The organism is Paenisporosarcina quisquiliarum, from assembly GCF_043641925.1.
Taxonomy (GTDB): Bacteria; Bacillota; Bacilli; order Bacillales_A; family Planococcaceae; genus Paenisporosarcina; species Paenisporosarcina quisquiliarum_A.
Genome location: NZ_JBHZRU010000011.1, coordinates 15,380 through 35,816 on the forward strand (window position 1 = coordinate 15,380; position 20,437 = coordinate 35,816).

The 20,437-nt window shown below is 36.0% G+C and carries 22 protein-coding genes and 2 pseudogenes; 20 read left to right on the forward strand and 4 right to left on the reverse strand.

Going from position 1 to position 20,437, the window contains the following annotated elements; translation table 11 throughout:
- Positions 1-398 precede the first annotated feature (398 nt).
- Positions 399-803, reverse strand: coding sequence for a DUF302 domain-containing protein (locus tag ACHUE4_RS09605; RefSeq protein ID WP_394189589.1), 405 nt, complete (start codon positions 801-803; stop codon positions 399-401).
- 566 nt (positions 804-1,369) lie between these two features.
- Here ACHUE4_RS09605 and ACHUE4_RS09610 point away from each other — a divergent pair.
- From ACHUE4_RS09610 to ACHUE4_RS09650, 9 genes and pseudogenes are all read left to right on the forward strand, one after another.
- Positions 1,370-2,668 carry an APC family permease gene (locus ACHUE4_RS09610; RefSeq protein WP_394189591.1) on the forward strand — a complete coding sequence of 433 codons (1,299 nt, stop codon included), beginning with the start codon at positions 1,370-1,372 and terminating at the stop codon, positions 2,666-2,668.
- Positions 2,669-2,795: 127 nt separating this feature from the next.
- The gene (locus ACHUE4_RS09615) at positions 2,796-3,059 is read left to right on the forward strand and encodes a BlaI/MecI/CopY family transcriptional regulator (RefSeq protein WP_394189593.1); all 264 of its coding nucleotides are present in this window, start codon (positions 2,796-2,798) and stop codon (positions 3,057-3,059) included.
- A 126-nt stretch (positions 3,060-3,185) separates the two neighbouring features.
- Positions 3,186-3,401, forward strand: a complete 216-nt coding sequence (copZ, locus tag ACHUE4_RS09620) for a copper chaperone CopZ (RefSeq protein WP_394189404.1) — start codon at positions 3,186-3,188, stop codon at positions 3,399-3,401.
- Positions 3,402-3,447: 46 nt separating this feature from the next.
- The gene (locus tag ACHUE4_RS09625) at positions 3,448-3,609 is read left to right on the forward strand and encodes a cation transporter (RefSeq protein ID WP_394189595.1); all 162 of its coding nucleotides are present in this window, start codon (positions 3,448-3,450) and stop codon (positions 3,607-3,609) included.
- Positions 3,585-3,794 (forward strand): annotated as a pseudogene (locus ACHUE4_RS09630) (hypothetical protein); the annotation flags it as partial. The gene ACHUE4_RS09625 and the pseudogene ACHUE4_RS09630, both read left to right, overlap by 25 nt.
- A 16-nt stretch (positions 3,795-3,810) precedes the next feature.
- Entirely contained in the window at positions 3,811-4,098 is a 288-nt protein-coding gene (locus tag ACHUE4_RS09635; protein WP_394189406.1) for a glutaredoxin family protein, read from the forward strand.
- A 950-nt stretch (positions 4,099-5,048) separates the two neighbouring features.
- Positions 5,049-5,267 carry a hypothetical protein gene (locus tag ACHUE4_RS09640; RefSeq protein ID WP_394189408.1) on the forward strand — a complete coding sequence of 73 codons (219 nt, stop codon included), beginning with the start codon at positions 5,049-5,051 and terminating at the stop codon, positions 5,265-5,267.
- Positions 5,268-5,352: 85 nt separating this feature from the next.
- The gene (locus ACHUE4_RS09645; RefSeq protein WP_394189410.1) at positions 5,353-5,700 is read left to right on the forward strand and encodes a hypothetical protein; all 348 of its coding nucleotides are present in this window, start codon (positions 5,353-5,355) and stop codon (positions 5,698-5,700) included.
- An 88-nt stretch (positions 5,701-5,788) separates the two neighbouring features.
- Entirely contained in the window at positions 5,789-6,253 is a 465-nt protein-coding gene (locus tag ACHUE4_RS09650; RefSeq protein ID WP_394189412.1) for a hypothetical protein, read from the forward strand.
- Positions 6,254-6,671: 418 nt separating this feature from the next.
- On the opposite strand, the gene ACHUE4_RS09655 is transcribed toward ACHUE4_RS09650, so the two are convergent.
- A complete protein-coding gene (locus ACHUE4_RS09655; RefSeq protein ID WP_394189414.1) occupies positions 6,672-6,983 on the reverse strand; it encodes a hypothetical protein in 312 nt (103 codons plus the stop codon).
- A gap of 417 nt (positions 6,984-7,400) precedes the next feature.
- Between ACHUE4_RS09655 and ACHUE4_RS09660 the strand changes: the two genes are divergently transcribed.
- The 3 genes from ACHUE4_RS09660 (at position 7,401) to ACHUE4_RS09670 (ending at position 10,771) form a co-directional block, all read left to right on the forward strand.
- Positions 7,401-7,853 carry a DUF305 domain-containing protein gene (locus ACHUE4_RS09660; RefSeq protein ID WP_394189416.1) on the forward strand — a complete coding sequence of 151 codons (453 nt, stop codon included), beginning with the start codon at positions 7,401-7,403 and terminating at the stop codon, positions 7,851-7,853.
- Between the two features lie 655 nt (positions 7,854-8,508).
- Positions 8,509-9,270, forward strand: coding sequence for a hypothetical protein (locus tag ACHUE4_RS09665; protein ID WP_394189418.1), 762 nt, complete (start codon positions 8,509-8,511; stop codon positions 9,268-9,270).
- Positions 9,271-9,361: 91 nt separating this feature from the next.
- A complete protein-coding gene (locus ACHUE4_RS09670) occupies positions 9,362-10,771 on the forward strand; it encodes an MATE family efflux transporter (RefSeq protein ID WP_394189597.1) in 1,410 nt (469 codons plus the stop codon).
- A gap of 277 nt (positions 10,772-11,048) precedes the next feature.
- Here ACHUE4_RS09670 and ACHUE4_RS09675 read toward each other — a convergent pair whose 3' ends face one another.
- Positions 11,049-12,101 carry a C39 family peptidase gene (locus tag ACHUE4_RS09675; protein ID WP_394189420.1) on the reverse strand — a complete coding sequence of 351 codons (1,053 nt, stop codon included), beginning with the start codon at positions 12,099-12,101 and terminating at the stop codon, positions 11,049-11,051.
- A 214-nt stretch (positions 12,102-12,315) separates the two neighbouring features.
- On the opposite strand from ACHUE4_RS09675, the pseudogene ACHUE4_RS09680 reads away from it, so the two are divergent.
- The 4 genes and pseudogenes from ACHUE4_RS09680 to ACHUE4_RS09695 all read left to right on the forward strand — a co-directional run.
- Positions 12,316-13,113 (forward strand): annotated as a pseudogene (locus tag ACHUE4_RS09680) (transposase); the annotation flags it as partial.
- Positions 13,114-13,447: 334 nt separating this feature from the next.
- On the forward strand, positions 13,448-15,268 hold the full coding sequence (gene asnB, locus ACHUE4_RS09685) for an asparagine synthase (glutamine-hydrolyzing) (protein WP_394189422.1): 1,821 nt from the start codon (positions 13,448-13,450) through the stop codon (positions 15,266-15,268).
- A 129-nt stretch (positions 15,269-15,397) separates the two neighbouring features.
- Entirely contained in the window at positions 15,398-16,105 is a 708-nt protein-coding gene (locus tag ACHUE4_RS09690) for a TraX family protein (protein WP_394189424.1), read from the forward strand.
- 15 nt (positions 16,106-16,120) lie between these two features.
- Positions 16,121-17,269: an SH3 domain-containing protein gene (locus ACHUE4_RS09695; RefSeq protein ID WP_394189426.1), complete on the forward strand. Its 1,149-nt coding sequence runs from the start codon at positions 16,121-16,123 to the stop codon at positions 17,267-17,269.
- A 384-nt stretch (positions 17,270-17,653) separates the two neighbouring features.
- Here ACHUE4_RS09695 and ACHUE4_RS09700 read toward each other — a convergent pair whose 3' ends face one another.
- Positions 17,654-17,911 (reverse strand): helix-turn-helix domain-containing protein, encoded by a 258-nt coding sequence (locus ACHUE4_RS09700; RefSeq protein ID WP_394189599.1) that lies wholly within the window; start codon positions 17,909-17,911, stop codon positions 17,654-17,656.
- 147 nt (positions 17,912-18,058) lie between these two features.
- Here ACHUE4_RS09700 and ACHUE4_RS09705 point away from each other — a divergent pair, with 147 nt between their 5' ends.
- The 4 genes from ACHUE4_RS09705 to copZ (ACHUE4_RS09720) all read left to right on the forward strand — a co-directional run bounded on the left by ACHUE4_RS09705 (position 18,059) and on the right by copZ (ACHUE4_RS09720) (position 20,401).
- Positions 18,059-18,973: a cupredoxin domain-containing protein gene (locus tag ACHUE4_RS09705; protein ID WP_394189428.1), complete on the forward strand. Its 915-nt coding sequence runs from the start codon at positions 18,059-18,061 to the stop codon at positions 18,971-18,973.
- Between the two features lie 117 nt (positions 18,974-19,090).
- A complete protein-coding gene (locus ACHUE4_RS09710) occupies positions 19,091-19,726 on the forward strand; it encodes a nitrite reductase (protein ID WP_394189430.1) in 636 nt (211 codons plus the stop codon).
- Between the two features lie 114 nt (positions 19,727-19,840).
- Positions 19,841-20,176: a metal-sensing transcriptional repressor gene (locus tag ACHUE4_RS09715; protein ID WP_394189432.1), complete on the forward strand. Its 336-nt coding sequence runs from the start codon at positions 19,841-19,843 to the stop codon at positions 20,174-20,176.
- Between the two features lie 15 nt (positions 20,177-20,191).
- Complete coding sequence (gene copZ, locus ACHUE4_RS09720) at positions 20,192-20,401, forward strand: copper chaperone CopZ (RefSeq protein WP_394189434.1); 210 nt, start codon at positions 20,192-20,194, stop codon at positions 20,399-20,401.
- Positions 20,402-20,437: the final 36 nt, after the last annotated feature.

The following is a 20,437-nucleotide window of genomic DNA, read 5'->3' on the forward strand; positions in this document are numbered from 1 at the left end:
ATAATCCTATATTTATTGTAACATAAGACAATTGATGAGTAGTTATTGAACATAGAATAATGGTCAGAGTTATATTACAGATTATAGATTCAAAATGATGAATTTTAGAACTAGTAGTGTTGTGTTCAGAAAAGGACGAGTTTTGTTACATCTCCCATTTATATTTAACATTCCATACCTACATAATTTAAGAGAAAATTTGGATATTTATGTTAAAATGAGTCGCCCCTGTTTGTTGTGCAAGCTTTCGGCTCGCTCCACGCTTCCATTCCACCTTCAATGGAATAAACGTTAGTGAATCCTTTTTCCATTAAGAACTTAATATAGTATTATTACCCATGTGGGTATATTAATAAATAAAAAAATAGAGCGGAAAAATTAGTGCTTATGGTTTGGATCTATATAGCCTTATCAATAGATGAAATAAGTTGTTTCTCAATATCTTCTGCAATCTTCTTGATTTTGTCGTCATGCAATATTTCCATTAATGAGGTGGGTTTAGGCATGCCGATTTTTGTCGTTCCATCTTCCTCAAAGACAGCAATTTTACATGGCAGAAAATAACCAACGAGCAAATTCTCAGAAAGTACACGCTGTGCTTCCATTGGGTTACAAACTTCTAGTACCGTATATGGTGTGTTGAAATCTACACCTTTTTCCTTTAGCTTTGCAGTTAAATCAAAATTCCATAAAATGCCGAATTTTTCTTCCTTCAAACTTTCTTCAAGTGCACGAACAATCGAATCTCGTGAATTCGTTCTTTCTCCTATCCTTTTACCATCATAAAATAAAAAAGTCTTCATCCCTTTAGTTGCATTAGCGATGTTCGTGACTTTCAAATAACTCCATTAGAATTATCCACCACGAACTCAACATCATATCTTTCTCTAGCGCCAACAGTGAGAACTTGATTCTCAATTGTTGTGAATTCTTAATTGGTTGTCCGTCAGTACTAACTACTTTGTAGGAAACATCGTGAAAATGTATTTTATGTTTCATAGCATGTTTGTATTGGTATATTACCCAATGGATGTGCAGAAAACATGTAGAAATGATAATAAAACAAATTAATTGTGACAATATCTTTTCATAACGTATTGCTTCTTTATAAATACTACAAATAGCTCCTTATCATAAATCCTTTAGTACTTAACACTCTTTTGTTCCTGAACACTTCGAATTTCGTGCTGAATACATTCATTAATCGTCTTGTTGGGAATGCATTTTAATTAAAGTAATGAGATGAGATACCTACCTCGTCTATTAACCCTAGAAAATTTATAAACCCCCTAATCTGCACACTATTTGCATATTTTAGGGGTATAGACATGTTGTGATGCAAAAAAAAAAATTGCGAGGTGCATTTTCCATGTCGGGATCAGATTACAAAAAAGATAGTATTTCTCTTACTGGAGCAGTCGGATTAGGTACAGGAGTCATGATCAGCGCAGGGATTTTCGCGTTGCTTGGGCAAGTAGCCGAGATGGCAGGTTCATGGTTTCCATTTATTTTCATTGTAGGTGGAATTCTAACAGCCTTTAGTGCCTACTCCTATGTGAAATTAAGCAATGAGTTCCCTTCAGCTGGAGGAATCGGTATGTTTTTAGTTAAGGCCTATGGAAAAGGAACACTAACTGCTTCTGCAGCGCTTTTAATGGCTTTTTCCATGGTAATTAATCAAAGTCTAGTAGCAAGAACATTCGGAACCTATATACTTCAACTCTTTGATGGTGAACAAAGTAGTTATTGGATACCTTTACTTGGAGTTGCCTTACTTACTGTTGCCTTTTTAGTAAATATTTCAGGAAACAGCTTTATTCAATCCTTCACCTCAATTGCTTCTCTTTTAAAGATTGTTGGATTATCAATCTTCGCTATTGCTGGATTATGGGTTTCAGGGTTTTCATTTACACCTGCAGAGGGAGGAAAAAACCTGTCAGATCCTTCGACCGCAAGCTATATAGCAGCCGTGGCACTTACGATTCTTGCATTTAAAGGATTTACCACCATTACAAATAGTGGATCGGAAATTGTTAAACCAAAAAAAAATGTTGGACGAGCCATCATGATTTCAATTTCCATCAGTTTACTTGTTTATTTACTGCTCGCCTGGGCTGTTTCAAGTAATTTATCTCTATCTGAAATTATTAACGCAAAGGACTATGCTCTTGCTGAAGCTGCAAAGCCTGCTTTTGGAAGTTATGGTCTGTGGTTTACTGTAGCGATCGCGATTCTTGCAACGATCTCAGGGATCATTGCTAGTGTTTTCGCCGTGTCGCGAATGCTTGCTATGTTGACGGATATGAAACTCATTCCTCATAAGCACTTTGGAATGCCAGGAAGCATTCAAAAACACACGCTCGTTTATACAATTGTGATTGCTATAGCGCTTACAATCTTTTTTGATTTAAGTAGAATTGCTTCTATGGGTGCAATTCTCTACTTGGTGATGGACATGATTGTTCATTGGGGAGTTCTTAAGCATCTGCGAGAAAAAATAGGGGCAAATTCATTTATTGTAGTGACCGCTCTCGTGTTCGATGCCATTGTTCTTGGAGCATTTGTATGGGTTAAAGCTACTTCTGATTTGCTAGTAGTTGGTGTATCCATTTTATTTATCATCATTATTTTTGTAGGAGAGCGTTTTTTCCTAAATCGTACGGCTTAAATCTAAAAATGTTCGATTCAGATAGATAATCCCTTTAATTCCCTGGTTGAACTGAGCCCCATTTAATGGACAGTATAATAAAATCTTTTTTAATTCCCATTGCTTTCGAGTGTCGTTGTAATTGGCAATGTACGTATTGACCCGTTCCTTCAGTTCTATGAAAACTTTTATTGGCAGACTTGTTAAAAAAGGAATGCTTCATACACAAACAGAGGGAAAGAAGTTTATTTATTCCGCTACTATAAATGAAAGTGAATTTATCAAAAGTACCCTACATGAAACTTTCGATAATATCTGTAATAAAGACGTTGGTAATACAATAATCGAATTAATTTCAAAAGCAACGTTGAGTTTTCATGATATAGAAAAATTGGAAAAAGCACTTAAATGAAGAAAAAGGATGCTGTTGATGAAGTCCCATGCCATTGTGTTCCAGGACAGTGTAGATGTAAGGGGCGTACCTGTTCATTAGGGTACTAAAATGTCATCAAAAATTAAATTAAAAGGAGTGAGAATCATGAAAAAAACAACTTTAAAAATCACAGGTATGTCCTGTGCCCATTGTGTAAATAAAATTGAAACAGCTTTGCAAAGCCTTCAAGGTGTGGAAAATGCAAAAGTTGATTTGAAAAAAGGAACTGCCAAGGTCAAGTATGATGAGACGATTCAAACATTAGACAACTTAGCAGTAGCAATACAGGAAGTTGGATATGAGGTTGAATCAATTAAGTAGAAGGGATGTAGGTTAGATGGAAAACAAAACATTTAATATAGAAGGAATGACTTGTGCGTCATGTGTGCAGACAATTGAAAAAGCGACCAAGAAACTGCCTGGTGTTCAAGAATCAAATGTGAACTTGGCAACTGGGAAATTGAATATTAGTTTTGACGAGAACGAAATATCTACTCAGGATATACAAGCAGTACTATTCGTAATATAAAACAAAACTTATTCTGGGCGTTTGCCTATAATGTAATAGGTACTCCGTTTGCAATGGGTCTTTTCTATCTCCTAGGTGGTCCATTATTAAATCCGATGCTTGCCGGGGCTGCAATGAGCTTAAGCTCTGTTTCAGTCTTAGTTAATGCTTTGCGCTTAAAACGCTTTAAACCTTCAATAATTTAGTAAAGGGGAGATTAGAGTGAAAGGCAGATTAGAACTCGAATTATATACAAGACCAACCTGTTCAGATTGCCAAGACGCGAAAAAATATCTATCGGCTAACAATATTCACTATATAAATAAAGATGTAGGAGAAGATCTTAGTTTGGAAGAAGATTTGAAGCAAATATCAGGGAACCGAATCGTACCGATGTTTGCTTTTTACAAAAAAGGGTTGTTTGGTAAAAGAAAGTTGATTGAACATTTTATAGGGTTTGAAAATAATAGGGATGAAATAATAAGGTTGTTAAACCCGAAAAAAAGTTGATGGTAGTCAGCTCTCGTTAAAAATAAATTAAATCATGCCTAACTCTCAGTAAGAAAATCGATTGTTTAAGGAGCCTTCAGTGGAAGGTTTTCTCAGATGATACCGACCTCTTTTGAAAAAACTTACAAAAGAACTTGAAGAAGAGCAAGATTAATTGATTTAAGTGGTTTACTCCTCTTTCACATATGATAAAAGGGTTCGAAGTTACTAATGGTAACTTCGAACCTTTTATTAAATTTATTAATAGTTCGACCTTTATGATGCATACATATTAAGGTCTTTTGTCGTGTTATTGGGTTTATTAATCTATGTGAAAAATAACGCTTAAATTAATGCAAGTTATCTCTTAAAGTTTACAGATAACTTTCGTAACTAATAGTGTCGTGTTCAGAAAAGGACGAGTTTTGTTACATTGAAGGGTATACAACACTCCTAGGCTATTAAAAAATCTATGGTACAAAACGATTTATATTAAAATGTAATTATTTATCTATATTTAAAAGTTTGATTATTACGTATAGTAGATATTGGCATCTCTTGTCTGCCAAAGAATAACTCTTCTCTTAGATTAATTTAAGAGAAGAGTTATTTTTGTATAACGAATTATAAGAAAATGGATATTTATGTTAAAGTTTATTATGAAAGATTCTTATTAAACTAACGAAGCAGGTTAGTACAACAAAAATTGTTTGATTTTGATAAGAAATATATTTATTGAGGAGGATAAAAATGGAGAATTATAAACTTTATAGACTTGTATTGTTGACAATAATTACTGTTACTTTATTGTATATTGCGTTTATAATATCAGACCCAGGTTTTGGAGTATGATATTAAAGTAACGGAGTGCGTTGATCCAAGAAGGATTAACGCTTTTTTTGTTGAACTTATTTAACTAACGAGACAGGTTAGTTCAATAAGAAAAACTTAAGGTGATTGGTGGAATTGAAATGAAATGGAAGTTTATAGGTAGCACTATCGATGATTCATTTATAATTGATGGAGTAGATATCTTTAAAGAAAAATGGAATGATACAGGTATAAATGTAAAATTAAAAGACCCACTTTATGGATTACATTTGCTGCAGGGGAATTTTCTAACAATGTTTGGGGTATCTACACTGAGGAGAATCGCTCAGCTAAAAAGAAATCACCAATTTCCATACTAAAAAAGCTGTTTAAGAGATTTAACTAACGAAGCAGGTTTATGGAATAAGGTTTAAAGTATTATGAGATTAGAACGGAGGAGATTAAATGGTCTATTTAGTTGGAAGTATTGTCTTTATTCTAATATCTGTATTTGTAATGAAGAAAGTTGATGTTATTAACCCATTTTCAAAAGGAATTCTATTAGGAATAGTATTAAGTTTACTTGCAAATATGAGTTTAGCTGAAAATGTTGCAAATAATCTACAACCTGAAGAAAATGATGGTTACTCAATAAGGAATGGAATTGCTAGGTGGATTTTAGGAGACGATGGAGGTATTCTCGTTGATTTTAAATCTGCCTTTATAACATCCACTTATTTCACTTTGTTATTCTTAGTATTGTTTGTTGTGGTTTTAGTCATTGAGACAAGAATAATCAAGAACAAAAGGTAATCTGTTTCTTCAACTAACGCAGCAGGTTAGTACAACAAGTGTATCTTTTCAAAACTAGAAATCATCAAACAAATTATGGGGGGAGTGAATGAGAATTCGGTATAGTTATTTTGTTTTTATAATAGTAATACTTCTAATAATAGCTGGTTGTTCTAATGAAATATTAAGTAGTGATGAGAATGATAATTTGACACCGCCCAAGTTAAGAGTTTCAGTAGAAGGCAATAAAATATTTGCTGGACAAGGTTCTTACACGTGGTCAAAAGTTTATGATGATGGTACTGAAAAGAATATTAACGCTCAGTCAGGGCCACCACCTGAATTTGCAGGAAAAGAGTTATTAGTAAAATCACAATCAGAGGTACAGTTAATTTTTGAAGAAGCACCAACTGATTACCAAGTAAGAATTTGGGAAACAGATAATGATAAAGCAATATCAATTACAGATAGTACATTCACAATAACTCAAAACAAGGGAAAAGTAATATACTGGGTTGATGCAAATTGGGAACAAGGCACCGCTACTTATGCATTTACATTTAATGTGGAATAATTATATGAGTTATTCAACTAACGAGTGCGTTACTTAAAGATTCGAAGTCCGAACTAAACAACTTTATGAGCCTTACTACATAGTCTAATGTAGTAAGGATCCAATATTATCAGAGAAGAAAAATAAATTAATGGTTAGATCTACAAATGGAAATCTAATAGTTTCTTCTATTATATTATGCAGCTCTCCGGGCAAACTGATCTAGTGAATGAAATTAAAGAACATCACTCCGTAAAAGTATCTGTCATAATGAGAACGTTCATAAAATGATTTAATAGTTTTACGAACTACATAAACCACTAAATTTAAGTAAATTAAATACGTTCGCAAAAGTGTACTTTTACGAACTTCTAAATATAGAAGATTCATTAGATATTCTTGAGATTAAAGTTATGCGAAATTTATAGGGCGAAGTATTTTACTTAGATTTCTTAAATTTAACAATTAACTGTTTATTAGGCAAATCCATAAATAAGCAGTATTGGTCCTGCAAAGTAATATTAGCAATTTCGATAATTTCCTTTGGGATTTTAAGGTAACCATTCTTTGAAATTAGTCGTTTGTTGTGAGAGGACTGTGCATTTTCTCTTCGAATGAAAATTACATCTTCTTGATAGGCGATATCGACTCTTCTTTCTATGTGAAAACCCAATTCTATCTGAAATTTTTTTGGAATTCGCAATATTCCCGAAGTAGGAAATTCTTTATAATTGTATTTGTCTATGACCATAGTAGCTCACTCCTGATTTTGTACATAAATGTGTAAGGAAATATTAAAGGGATTAAAATTATTTATATAAACACACTACTTTCAATTCGCTATGATTTATAATACTTGAAAAATATGAAGAAACTATGCAGATTCAAACCTGTCAATTTAGCAGTCATATTGTAAGAAATTTATTCCTCATTATTTTATTATTTCTTGTTAAGTAAAAGAGCTTATCCCTTTTAGGGATAAGCTCTTTTAGATTACATTAGAATATTTCAACTAAAATATGGATGTATTAATTTTGACGAACACAAACTGGCCACCTAAAGTTATATGACTTCATAATATGACTACTATATGTTTCATAAAGTTCTAACTGGGTAGCTTTAAATTAAGGTGATTTTTTATGATTCCCAAATAAGAAGGAGTGATTTTATGAAGAAATATGTCAATTTCGGAGTAATGATTGTGACGTCTACAGTTATTATGTATGCACTCATGTATCTTAATGTGTTTCAATTAGACCATATCATTTTTAGCGAAACTCGCCTTTACATGGCATTTATTATGGGCTCTGTAATGGCTGTCGTAATGTTGCTTTTTATGCGACATATGTACACGAATAAACGGTTGAATGTGATTATCCTTGCTGTTAGTGCAATCGTTTTTGCTAGTTCACTTGGGCTAGTCAGAAGTCAAACAACAGTCGAAGATACTTCTTGGATGAAAGCAATGATACCGCACCACTCTATTGCAATCTTGACAAGCGAGCGTGCAAATATATCTGATCCACGTGTACAAGAGCTAGCAGATAGTATAATTGAGGCACAGCGTAAAGAGATCAAAGAAATGAAAATACTTATAGAAGAACTGGAAGAGGAGAAATAATAGATAATTTGATTGCTTTATTCATCTTATCCGTACGATTAAATAGTGGTTGTAAGAAGTCATTATAAATTTGAATTAATAAGTTACTAAAGGGGGTTCAATAGAAAAATTCGATGATTCGTTCAAATATTAACGAATCATCGAATTTTTCTTTTCGTTTCTTTACTCTGATTCCTTCTTTAGACAAGTATTCGTGTGTGATTTAATCTATGGAATGTCTATGTTTTAACTCGCTTTTGTTCACTTCAAATTTATAGAGAAATTTTGCTCTCCCTTTCGATTCCTTGCTATTTTTAAGTATTTTTTAATATTCAGTTAATTTTATCTGGTATTCGAAATGGCACTTTTTGTTAAACAAAAATACAGTAAAAAAGCAGATAGTTCATTGGACAAGCAAATTGTCTTAGAAACCATAATAGCAGCAGATTAAATGGCCATACCATTAACAAACCTATGGTTACAAAAGCACATGTGAACTTTGGTCTCTAGGAATTGAAATATTAATGGAGATTAGGGAAATACTAAAAGAGATGAACACGGAGATTAGTCACGGCCGAGGAATAGAGGATAATAAATGAAGCCCTTTAAACGCATTCTGGATAAACAAGAAAATAAGTTTTCAACGATCTTATCATTAATAAAGGAGTGATAATTGATGAACCAAGACCACGCACATGATCACAACGAGCATTTGCTGCATGCACACAAAGACAGAAATATCGTTGAAGAGTTGAATGTGGAATGGGAAGTAAATCCCCATCACATTAGGCCAGGTAAAGATTCCGAAATTACAATAACTATAAAAGATAAACATGGAATTCCAGCCACAACCTTTGCTGTAGTCCATGAAAAGCAAATGCATTTGTTGGCAATCAGCAAAGACCTGTCTGTGTTTCTTCACCTTCACCCTGAATATACAGGAGATGGTGAATTTAAAGTAACAACTCAATTCCCTGCTGAAGGAACCTATAAATTATACGCAGATTTTATGCCTGAGGGAGGTTCACAGCAACTAGCCACCTTTGAAGCCCAGGTTGGAGAAGAAGAGTCTGAGCCAGAGATTAAGGTTGACCAGAAGTTAAAGAAAACGATAAAAGATTTGAGTTTTAAACTTGAATTTGATGTGCTTAAAGCAAGACAGCATATTAATATGGGATTTACCATCAGTGATGCTGATACCAATGAGCCAATCAATAAGCTTGAACCTTATCTTGGATCCGCTGGCCATGTTGTAATTGTAAGCGAAGATTTGAAAGAGTTCTTACATGTCCATCCAACAGACGAGGAAACAACAGGTCCGGCGGTGTCTTATATTACTACCTTCCCTGAACCAGGCATTTATAAAATATGGGGGCAATTTAAATACAATAAGGAATTATTTACTGTTCCATTTGTCATTAACGTGTCTGATAGCTAAGACAAAAGCACACTTTGCCGTGTGCTTTTATTCTTCGGATTGAAAGAAAGGAGGAGTGAATTTGAAAGATCCAATCGAGTTCAACATAGTCATGACAGCCAATACGGATAGAGAAAGGATCAAACTTATCATCATCCTCGCCATACCTGCAGTTATTGAAAATTTTTTTCAAACCGTACTTGGCTTTGTTGATACTTACTTTGTGTCAAAAATTGGACTGGCCGCTGTATCTGCTGTTGGTGTAACAAATGCTATTTTGGCTATTTATTTTGCTTTGTTTATGGCGATCGGGGTAGCTGCCAATGTAAGGATAGCGAATTTTCTCGGAGCAAATCTTCCAGAAAAAGCTCGACATATCTCCCAGCAATCAATTGTACTGTCTATCGTTTTTGGACTTTTTACTGGAGTTTTAACGGTTTTATTTGCTGAGCCTTTCCTGAGATTGATGGGAATTGATGATGATGTATTGGAACTTGGTGCCTTATACTTCAGAATTGTTGGTATTCCATCAATCTTTATGTCCATGATGTTTGTATTGAGTGCCATTTTAAGGGGGGCAGGTGACACTAAGTCCCCTATGTATGTCAGCATCATAATTAACGTCGTGAATGCGATTCTCGATTATGTACTTATTTTTGGGTTTTTATTTATCCCTGAAATGGGTATTGTTGGTGTAGCTATGGCTACGGTGTTTTCGAGGTTGGTTGGAAGTATACTCCTGATTTTCTATATTAATCGCACAAAAGTACTTACCTTTCGTAAAGACTATTGGAAACCGGATAAAGATCACCTAATGGAACTAACAACGCTTGGAGCTCCGGCAGCAGGTGAGAGACTGCTTATGCGTGCTGGACAAATTGTTTACTTTGGCTTTGTTGTTGCACTGGGAACTAATGCATTTGCAGCACATCAAATAGCAGGCAATGTAGAGGTTTTCTCCTATATGATTGGGTACGGCTTTGCAACGGTTGCAACCATCCTAGTGGGTCAACAAATTGGGGCTGGAAGATATGATGAAGCAAAACATTATGTAAAGCTATTGACCTACCTTTCCTTTGGATCTATGGCTATTCTTGGTGTATTGCTCTTCTTCCTGGGCGACTGGGCTGGAAGTTTCTTTACCGAAGATGAGGCTGTTATAAAAGATATTGGGACCGCACTAAAAATTTCGGGAGTATTTCAGCCCTTTTTGGCTGTTCTGTTAATTCTTACTGGAGCATTCCAGGGAGCGAATAACACTAAATTCCCCATGTACCTAACAGCTGTCGGCATGTGGGCTGTCCGAACTCTCCTGGTTTATGTTCTTGCCATCATGCTTGAGTGGGGACTGGATGGAGTTTGGATAGCCATAGGGATAGATATTGCCCTCCGGGCAGTTGTCTTGTTTGTCCAATTTATGAGAGGTAAATGGATGGCACTCGAAAGAGTCCCTGAGCCGGAGACTAATTGCCATCCGCAAACTAACAAAGAAAATATGTCGGCATGTGCGAACAACTACTAAAAAAAGCATTCTTTTGGCTATTTACCAAAAGGATGCTTTTCAGTTACTTCTTCTATTGAGCTGGAGTTTACTATTTTACTAAAGTTTTACAGAATTTTTTATTCGGCTAGATAACCTTAGGTACACATAACAACTTCGGATTCCTGGGTCCTGAGGGCTTTGGATTGAGTAACGAGCACCACTGAAGCGCTTGCTGATGTAATAAGCAACTAATATTGGCACAATTGAATCATTCTCCATTTCACAAAGACTACCTTTACTAGGAAGTCTTTGTGCCTCACGATAATTTTTTGACAATAACGGCATGACTCCCAACTGCTTCGTAACTATCAAAAAAAACATCTTCCGAGACGGTGTGTTGACCCTCAAGTGGATTCATAATATGTACCTTTCCTTTTTCCCATCCGTTCAAGACAACGGCGTGAAGGTTTGTAAAAGACGAATGAAATTCATTTTTCCCTTCAATATACCATCCCCCACGTTTGATAGGGGGTGACAAATCAAGTGTTACCCATACGACTACAGGTATATTTTGATCTATATAAGAAAGGAGTTCTTCTCGTGTACTTCCACTCACATTCTCCGGGGATAAATCCATCTTATTGGCAGCAATTGCACCATTGGCAGCCTCGACGATAGGAGATGCAAAGACGTACCAACCGCCTTTCAACTCACGCGGATTACCCGCGTAGGCTATATGTGGGTTTGGTCCAACTCTTTTGCCATCCCGAATACTGAAAGGTGTTTTGGGCAAGTATTTATCTGCCATTGTCGTTTTAGAAACTTCCATTCCATAATGATTTAGGATGGCTGTTAAAGCTACTATTTCACATCCATTAGGCAGTTCAGGATACTGCATGACAGTAGGTATATCAATGTAATTTGTGCTACGTTCTATGTATGTCTCTATTAGGAATATATCGTTTTTTGAGTCATGTATATATGGTTTTTCTTCTTTAATTGGATTGAATGTTCCACTTTCCTCCATAATTAAAACCTTAATTATGTATTCCTTGCCATTAATCAAGCCTTCAATTTTTGTTTCGCCAGATGGATTAGAGTTCGCTGAAGTAACTAGATTCCCAGTCATTTTATCCACTATCTCGATTTTGTAATTGGATACGGGCTGTCGGTTGCGGCTATTTAATAACATAAAGTTTCTTGATGTTGGTAAGTTCTCGGTCTTACTAGCTTTTTGTGAGTTGGAATCTCCAGGTTCTGAGAGTGCGTTATTTTCCTTTAAGAATGGATTGTCGGTGCATCCTGCCAATAATATAGCAATTGAGAATATCAAAAAGTGGCTTCGTTTCGATTTCATCCATATAAACATTGGTTTCACCTCCGTCTGTCTTTATGTCTTACAGAAGATTCACAAATAGTTTTAATATACCAACAATAGATTATTTCTAAACACAAAACATGGTTTTTTTGAAAAACAGATAGATAGTCCTTGTGAAAAATAAAAAACCACCTATCTTAAATAGGTGTTTACAGTCTTTTTTCTTTTTATAATAGAAATATAAGTAGTTTAGGGGGAATCGACCATGATGACGAAGAATTTAGGAAACCAACGCGACCAGCTTGAGATGTTGACGATTGACCAATTGGTTCCACAGGACCATCTTGTCCGAAAGTTGGATGAGACAATTGATTTCTCATTCATCTATCCTATGGTCGAAGATCTCTATTCTACTCTTGGCCGCCCAAGTATAGATCCTGTTGTATTAATCAAGATGACGTTTCTTCAATATACCTTCGGTATTCGATCGATGCGCCAAACGATAAAGGAAATCGAGACGAACATGGCTTATCGTTGGTTCCTCGGATTTGGATTCCACTCCGAGGTCCCTCACTTTTCGACATTCGGTAAGAACTATATCCGACGTTTCGCTGATACTGACCTGTTTGAACAAATCTTCTTTCGTATCTTGAAAGAGATCATGGACAAGGGTCTTCTTAGTCCTGAACACGTCTTTGTTGAATCGACACATGTAAAAGCAAGCGCAAACAAACGCAAATTCAATAAGAAAACGGTGCGTAAAGAGACACGTGCCTATGAAGAGAAGCTCCAGGTGGAGCTCAACCTTGACCGTGAAGAGCACGGAAAGAAACCGTTCCCTTCAGAATCCTTTGAGAAAGAGGAGTTCAAGGAAATAAAAGAGTCAACGACTGATCCAGAGAGTGGATACTATGTGAAGGACGAGAGGACCAAACAGTTTGCGTATTCGTTTCATGCTGCCACTGATGAGAAGGGTTTTGTTCTTGCCAACTTAGTCACTCCGGGGAAAGTCCATGATAGTATTCCGTTCCAGTCCATTATCGATGCTGTAATTGAACTGGTTTAAAGGCTCTGACATTGAATAATCTGGAATCAATCTCAAAAGAAGATACGGCTTCAAACGAAGATTACCTAACGATTATGAGAAGAAATATCGAGTCACTTAAACAAGGGCTAAACCAATAAGATTGATGGTATATAGAGAGAAAATAAAACAGCCTATTGGACTCAGATAGGCTGTATTACTTTTGGTGTTGTACCCACCTTGCATTTCCCTCAAGAAACAACAATAAACTACATATTAACCCATGAAAACCTATGTATCTGCATAGTTTCTGCACATTTAATGTTTATAGTATGTAGGTAGAAAAAATTAAGATTGAATGGAGTTAGTATGTATGTGTGGATTTACTGGATTTATAGGTGAAACAAAAAATTCGTCAACCGTTTTGGAAGAAATGATGAACCAAATTATACACCGTGGCCCTGACTCGGCGGGCATTTTTACAGATAACAAAGCTGCACTAGGCTTTCGCCGTTTGAGTATTATTGACTTAGAGGCAGGCAGTCAGCCCCTCTATAACGAAGATGAATCATGCGTATTAATTTTTAACGGTGAAATCTACAATTTCATGCAACTGCGTGAAGAATTGATTTTAAAGGGTCATGTCTTCGCGACACATACAGACAGTGAAGTACTTATCCATGGATATGAGGAATATGGGGAGAAGTTGGTAGAACGATTGCGTGGAATGTTCGCTTTCGTAATATGGGACCGAAAAAATGAAAAGTTGTTTGCTGCCCGGGATATGTTTGGCATTAAACCTTTCTACTATACACACATGAATGGGACACTTCTATTCGGCTCCGAAATAAAAAGTTTCCTTCCACACCCCCATTTTATTAAAGAATTAAATGAAAAAGCATTGAAGCCTTATTTAACGTTCCAATTTCCAGTTTTGAACGAGACATTCTTCAAAGGAGTGTTTAAATTACCTGCGGCTCATTATATGACCTATCAAAATGGCAATATTGACTTACATCAATATTGGACACCTGAGTTTCAACCAACAGAACAGCCTTTGGATGAAATTGTTACAGAAATCGATCAAGTGGTTAGAGAATCTATACGTGCTCATCAAATCAGCGATGTTAAAGTTGGATCTTTTTTATCCAGTGGGGTAGATTCCAGTTATGTTGCATCCGTTCTAAAACCTAACAAAACCTTTACGGTTGGTTTCAGTGACAAAAACTTCTCTGAAATTGATAATGCTAGGACATTATCTGAGGAGCTTGGCATCGAAAATGTGAATCAAATTCTAGATCCTGATCGCTGTTTCGATAAATTAGAGGATATTCAGTACATGATGGATGAACCGCATTCAAATCCTTCCATTGTTCCATTATATTTCTTGGCTGAATTAGCTAGACGTGATGTGACAGTGGTCCTTTCTGGTGAAGGGGCCGACGAATTATTTGGTGGCTACGCTGAATACGATACGACGGCTGCCATGAAAAAATATAAAAAACTCCCTAAATTGATTCGTCAACCATTGGGTGTGATTGCGAAACGTTTACCGGAAGTCAGAGGGAAGAACTTCTTAATAAAAGGTGGGCTTTCTCCAGAAAACTGGTTTATTGGACAGGCAAAGATATTTGAAGAAAAAGAAGCAAGCAACTTGTTAACAAATGTGTATAAAAGCTCTCCTACGGTAAGAGAAATTGTAAAACCAGTGTACGACCGGGTTAAGCAAGAAGATGATGTGACAAAAATGCAATATCTAGATCTTCATCTATGGTTAGTGGATGACATCCTATTAAAAGCAGATAAGATGAGTATGGCGCATTCCATAGAATTGCGCGTACCGTTCCTGGACCGTGAAGTAATGAAGACAGCTGCTAAATTACCAGTGAAATATCGAATCAATGGGATTGATACAAAATATGCCTTTCGTTTGGCGGCAGGAAAAGCACTTCCAAAAGAGTCAGCAAACCGGAAAAAAATCGGATTCCCAGTACCTATTCGTCACTGGATTAAAGAAGAAAAGTATTACGAGAAAATCAAGTCTTATTTTGAAAGCGCGCAGGCAGCACAATTCTTTAATCAGAAAGATATCATGGCATTGTTAAACGACCATTATCAAGGTAAAACAAACAATGCGCGAAAAGTATGGACAATCTTTATGTTCTTAATATGGCATAAAAAGTATTTCAATTAAGTAGAGGGGTTATCTACTTTACCTCTTTTACAACATAGTGTTCATTTACTGAGCACTATGTTTTCAATTAAGGGGAATAAGGTGCGAATGGCACTGGTCTTCGACAAGTGATTGAAAAGGAGATATATTATGCAAAACATTAATGGTTTTCAGAAGGATTTGACATCCAACACCTTAAAATACATAGCCATTATTGCCATGTTTTTTGATCACTTTTTTGCAGTATTTTTAAATCAGGAAAGTATGCAAGGAATACTCTCGCGTATCCCCGGGCGGGTTGTTATGCCAATTATGTGTTATTTGATTGCAGAAGGTTTCTTTTACACATCAGATGTAAAAAAATATGGAACGAGGATGCTGGCTTTTGCAGCTGTTTCGCATTTTCCATACATCATCTATTTCAACCTACCAGATGCAACTAGTGTGATTTGGGGATTATCACTGGGGTTAATCGCTTTAGCAACTTTTAAAAACGATAAGCTATCCATATTTTTAAAGATACCTATTATCGTTTTACTCTGTTTGCTAGCAATTCCTGGAGATTGGTACTACATCGGTGTATTGTGGATATTGTTCTTTGGAATATTCAGAGGAAACTTCAAAGCACAAATGATTAGCTTTGCAATTATAGGGGTTTTCCTGCATGTCATTCCAAAAGTAATCAGTTTGGGGTGGGACCAATTGAATCAAGTAGCCATTCTGCTTGCCATCCCAATATTGGCTATGTATAAAGGCAGACGTGGCAGAAAATCAAACTTTATGAAATGGGCCTTTTATGTTTTTTATCCGTTACATCTAATACTGTTATATCTATTATATAGATTGGTTACTCAATGACCTATGGCTAGATTAATGAGGAGAAAATTCTTTGTATTTGTCATACTTGTGTTAGTTTTAATCTTTATGTTAACAGCTTTTTTAAACCGTTTTGACGAGAATGAGGATTCCGTAAATGTACCACCAGGGACTGAAGAAACAACACCAAACTTAGAGCCGACACCTCCCTCACCTTCACAGCGATACAATGTGGATTTGGAATTTCCCGTAACTGGAGCGACGGGTTATACTTCTGTAGCCTTGGATTTAAAAACATCTGGAAATTCAGATGCTCAAACTATAGAAACATTAAAAGCAGGCACTGCCTTCGAGGTTTTGGAGGAGCAAGGGGATTGGTGGTTAATTAAAAATGATACTTCTACAGGGTGGGTAGAACACACATTTTGTTTAGTAAATCTTCCTGATGTCATTCCATCCATTATTTACGACAATACCAATACCTATTCCTCCCGATATATGTCATCAGGAAAATCCATCCCGAACATAACCGGTAAATCATTGTATTCTGGTAAAACATATAATAAGAGGCTTGGTAAAGAAGAGTTTATTGTACCTGTTTTATATTCGATGTCAAGAAAGATATTTCTTGCCCAGCAAGAAGCTTTGGCAGATGGCAATTCCTTGATTATTCTTGAAGGGTATCGACCATATCCAGTACAACAGTCAGTTGTGAGTGAATTGACTAAATTAGCGAATAAGGATAGAGAGGTTAAGGCTGGTATTAGTGCAGAACCATGGGGAGTGAATTGGTTTATTGCGACAAACGTTTCGAATCATCAGATGGGGTATGCGATTGATGCGAGTTTAGCTAAAATCCACGCTACAACAGAAATTGTAATCGGTGAATATGCTGGTATTGAAATTACCGATTATACGGAATATAAGATGCCTACAAAAATACACGAACTTAGTGTTACGGCAGTTACATTTACCGCACCAGTGAAATCAACGATACCATTGGCTTGGAAAAACTCCGTTATAGCAGAAACAATGAACGAACCGGCAATTATGCTCCAATCGTATTCAACAAATGCAGGACTATCGCCCTTAGCTTCTGAATGGTGGCATTTCAATGACCTAGATGCAATGAAGGCAACGATGGATAATAGTAGCGACGGCAATTATTTTTTGACTGATAGTTATAGTACAAGTCCATTCGACTAAACAGATGGCAAGATGGATGCCGATAACTATTATTTTTTCTGAAAATTACTAATGATTTCAAAAAAAGAACCCATTTGATCAAATGGGTTTTTTTCCGTCTTAAAGTATTTGTGTAAAACTTCGAAAGCGAAATGTGAATATTTCACTTATTTCAAGAACAGTGTTAAACATTCCTAGGACTAAAAAGGATTAAATCACCAGTTACAATAGCCCTTTAATTACTATTGGAGTTGCTCTTTAAATAAGTATACCTGAAAAGTACCTAATTCAGCCTAATCATCGTTGCTTTATAGATTCTGATAATAAAACCAAAAATCAGGATTCCCATAAATAATGCCACAATAATCATCGGGAAGATTTCTTTCGATTTGTTAGATGTAATTATTAAAGGACTACGTTTAAAGGGTGAAGACGTAATAGGTAGTCGCATTTCTTTACAGGTAGAAGAAAGGATTTCATTTTTATGGTTAACAGCAATTCTTCAAAAATCAGACCCTCTGCATCAGCGTATAGATTAATAAACGCTCGAACATAAAACGTTCCAGATATCATGTTATAGTTTCTTTCTTCAAAACCAATAAGATAATGTTTTTGAACTTTTATGGTGTTTTGTACGTCATCCAATCTATATCCTTCTGCAATTTTAACCTCTTTTTTAGATGCGTTCCCAACTCAGTCAACTAAAACACCTTCATGTTCAATTTGTGCGTAGGGGTAAATTTCCATCGAATATAGTTGGTATTTTTTAAATTTTTTACTCATAGCATGTACCCAAAGGGGGTACTGATAGTGAGTGACTTTCATTTATATGTGTTGGCCTTAATAAGTGGCATTTCACTGTTTACCATACTGTTAGCTTTAAGAAGGAAGAAACATTTCTCGTCTATGTCAGGAATGATTGTTTCAATGTTCTTGGGCATGAATATTGGTTTAACTGCTGGGATTACTTTTGGAACAGTGTATCAAGGGGATTTATTTCTTTCGACAATTTTGGGTATGGGTTACGGGATAGTGGCAGGTTGTCTATGCGGAGCGTGTTTTGGTTTCCTTTCATCTCTAGAAGGAACCATGTCTGGTTTGATGGGCGGGATGATGGGGGCGATGCTTGGTGAAATGATTCCGGCAGACCAAGCAAATGTGTTGATAAAGTTTTTTTTACTTCTTTCGTTTTGTACCATTTTTTTGATGGTCACACTGTCGACCTCGAACAATGCTACAATTGAGAATATGGATTGGTTATTTAAACCAATTTTAACGTCCTTGTTGGTTGGCGGTGTTTTATTATTAGGAAATTCATTCGAAATGGAAAAAGCAGAATCTAAAGCTCTACCACAGGAAACTCAGTCAGAATCCCATAATGATCCTGATACAAAAACAGAAATCAATAAAATTGTGATTGAAATGTCTGATTTGAAATATTCACCCAAGGAAATGGTTATTGAGAAAAACAAACCCATAACAGTTGAGTTGAAAAATACGGATCAAATTGAACATGATCTAGAAATTAAAGATGTATCTTTTAAAATGGTCAGTGAATCAAAGCACCAGCATGGGGGAGAGAAGAATGTGTTGCATTTGCATGCAGAGCCACAGAAAACGAGTGAAATGACTTTCTCCATCAATGAAAGGGGAACATATGAATTTTATTGTACAATTCCTGGTCATAAAGAGAACGGAATGGTTGGACAGTTAGTTGTTAAATAGGTAGGAAATCATCTTTAAAAAATAGTCTTTTGTACTTTACATACCCCCACCGGGTACATATAATGAGTGTAATGAAGATACGATTCATAATGACTAGCTGAAATGGAGCATTTGTACATGAGTATACCTAAGACGATTAAAGTTGCAGTTAATGGAGGGATTTCATTTGGCTCCAAATTAAATGCTAAACAGCTGATAACTTTGGCCTCGTATTTACCGCAAGATGCCGAACTGGAACTGACAACGTTCCAACAAGTGTATTTGGAGGTTGAGGAAGATAAGTGGGAGGAAATCAAAAAAGAGTTCGAACTAGTAGGCCTTCATTGTTATCCTGTAGGAAACTTCGTCAAAAGTTTACGTACATGTAACTTCTGTAAAGGATCTGAAGAAGAAGGAATGCCGGTGGCGAAAGAAATCAATCGGAGAATAGCTGGAATACCTGTACCATTCACCTTAAAACCTGCATATACAGGCTGTCCTATTGGATGTGGTGAACCAATGGTATCAGACATTGGAATCATGAAAATGAAAGACACGTACAATTTATATATAGGAGGAAAATCAAAAGGCCATGATGCAGAGGTAGGAAAACTGGTTGGCGAAAAACTGACTCCCGAAGAGTTGTATGCCCGTATTGAAAAAATGGTCTATTATTATTCGGAAAATGGGAAGAAGAGAGAGCCATTCCATAAATTCATTTCCCGTGTCGGACTGGAAGACTTCCTGATAAACACGTCAACTTCACAGGCCTAACAGCAACTTTACAGCAATTAGTAAATGCCGGGCATTTTACCCATATATACTATCCTTTGCATACCCTGTATGGGTATGTTATAATAGATTTAATCAAGAATGGAGGCTGATTTGATGGGTAATATATTGGAGTCAACATCACTGAGTCCTGTAGTCTCTGAGGAATGTTGTAGAAAAAGTCATCATCCCGAATCTGTAAAGATTGATTTAGTTCATCGATTGAACCGGATTGAAGGTCAAATTCGAGGGATTAAAAGTATGGTTAATAAGGATACTTATTGTGATGATATCATCACCCAACTTTCTGCCACTCAGTCAGCCTTAAACAGTGTAGCGAAAGTTCTTTTACAAGGTCATTTAAAGGGCTGTGTAGTTGACCGTTTAGCTGAAGGTGACGAAGAAGTGCTCGATGAATTATTAGTGACGATTCAAAAATTAATGAGAAAATAAAAGGAGGAATTTCATATGTCAAATCAAGTTACTTTACAGGTTCAAGGAATGTCTTGTGGTCACTGCGTGAAAGCAATTGAAAATAGCGTGGGTGCACTTAACGGCGTGGAGAAAGTCAATGTACAATTAGATGCTGGGACAGTTGATGTGGAGTTTAACAATGAAGTGGATGTTCAAAAAATTACAGATACGATTGAAGATCAAGGATACACTGTAGGGGCTTAATGAGAAGAATGCTGCGTAAATCGCAGTAATTTTTTT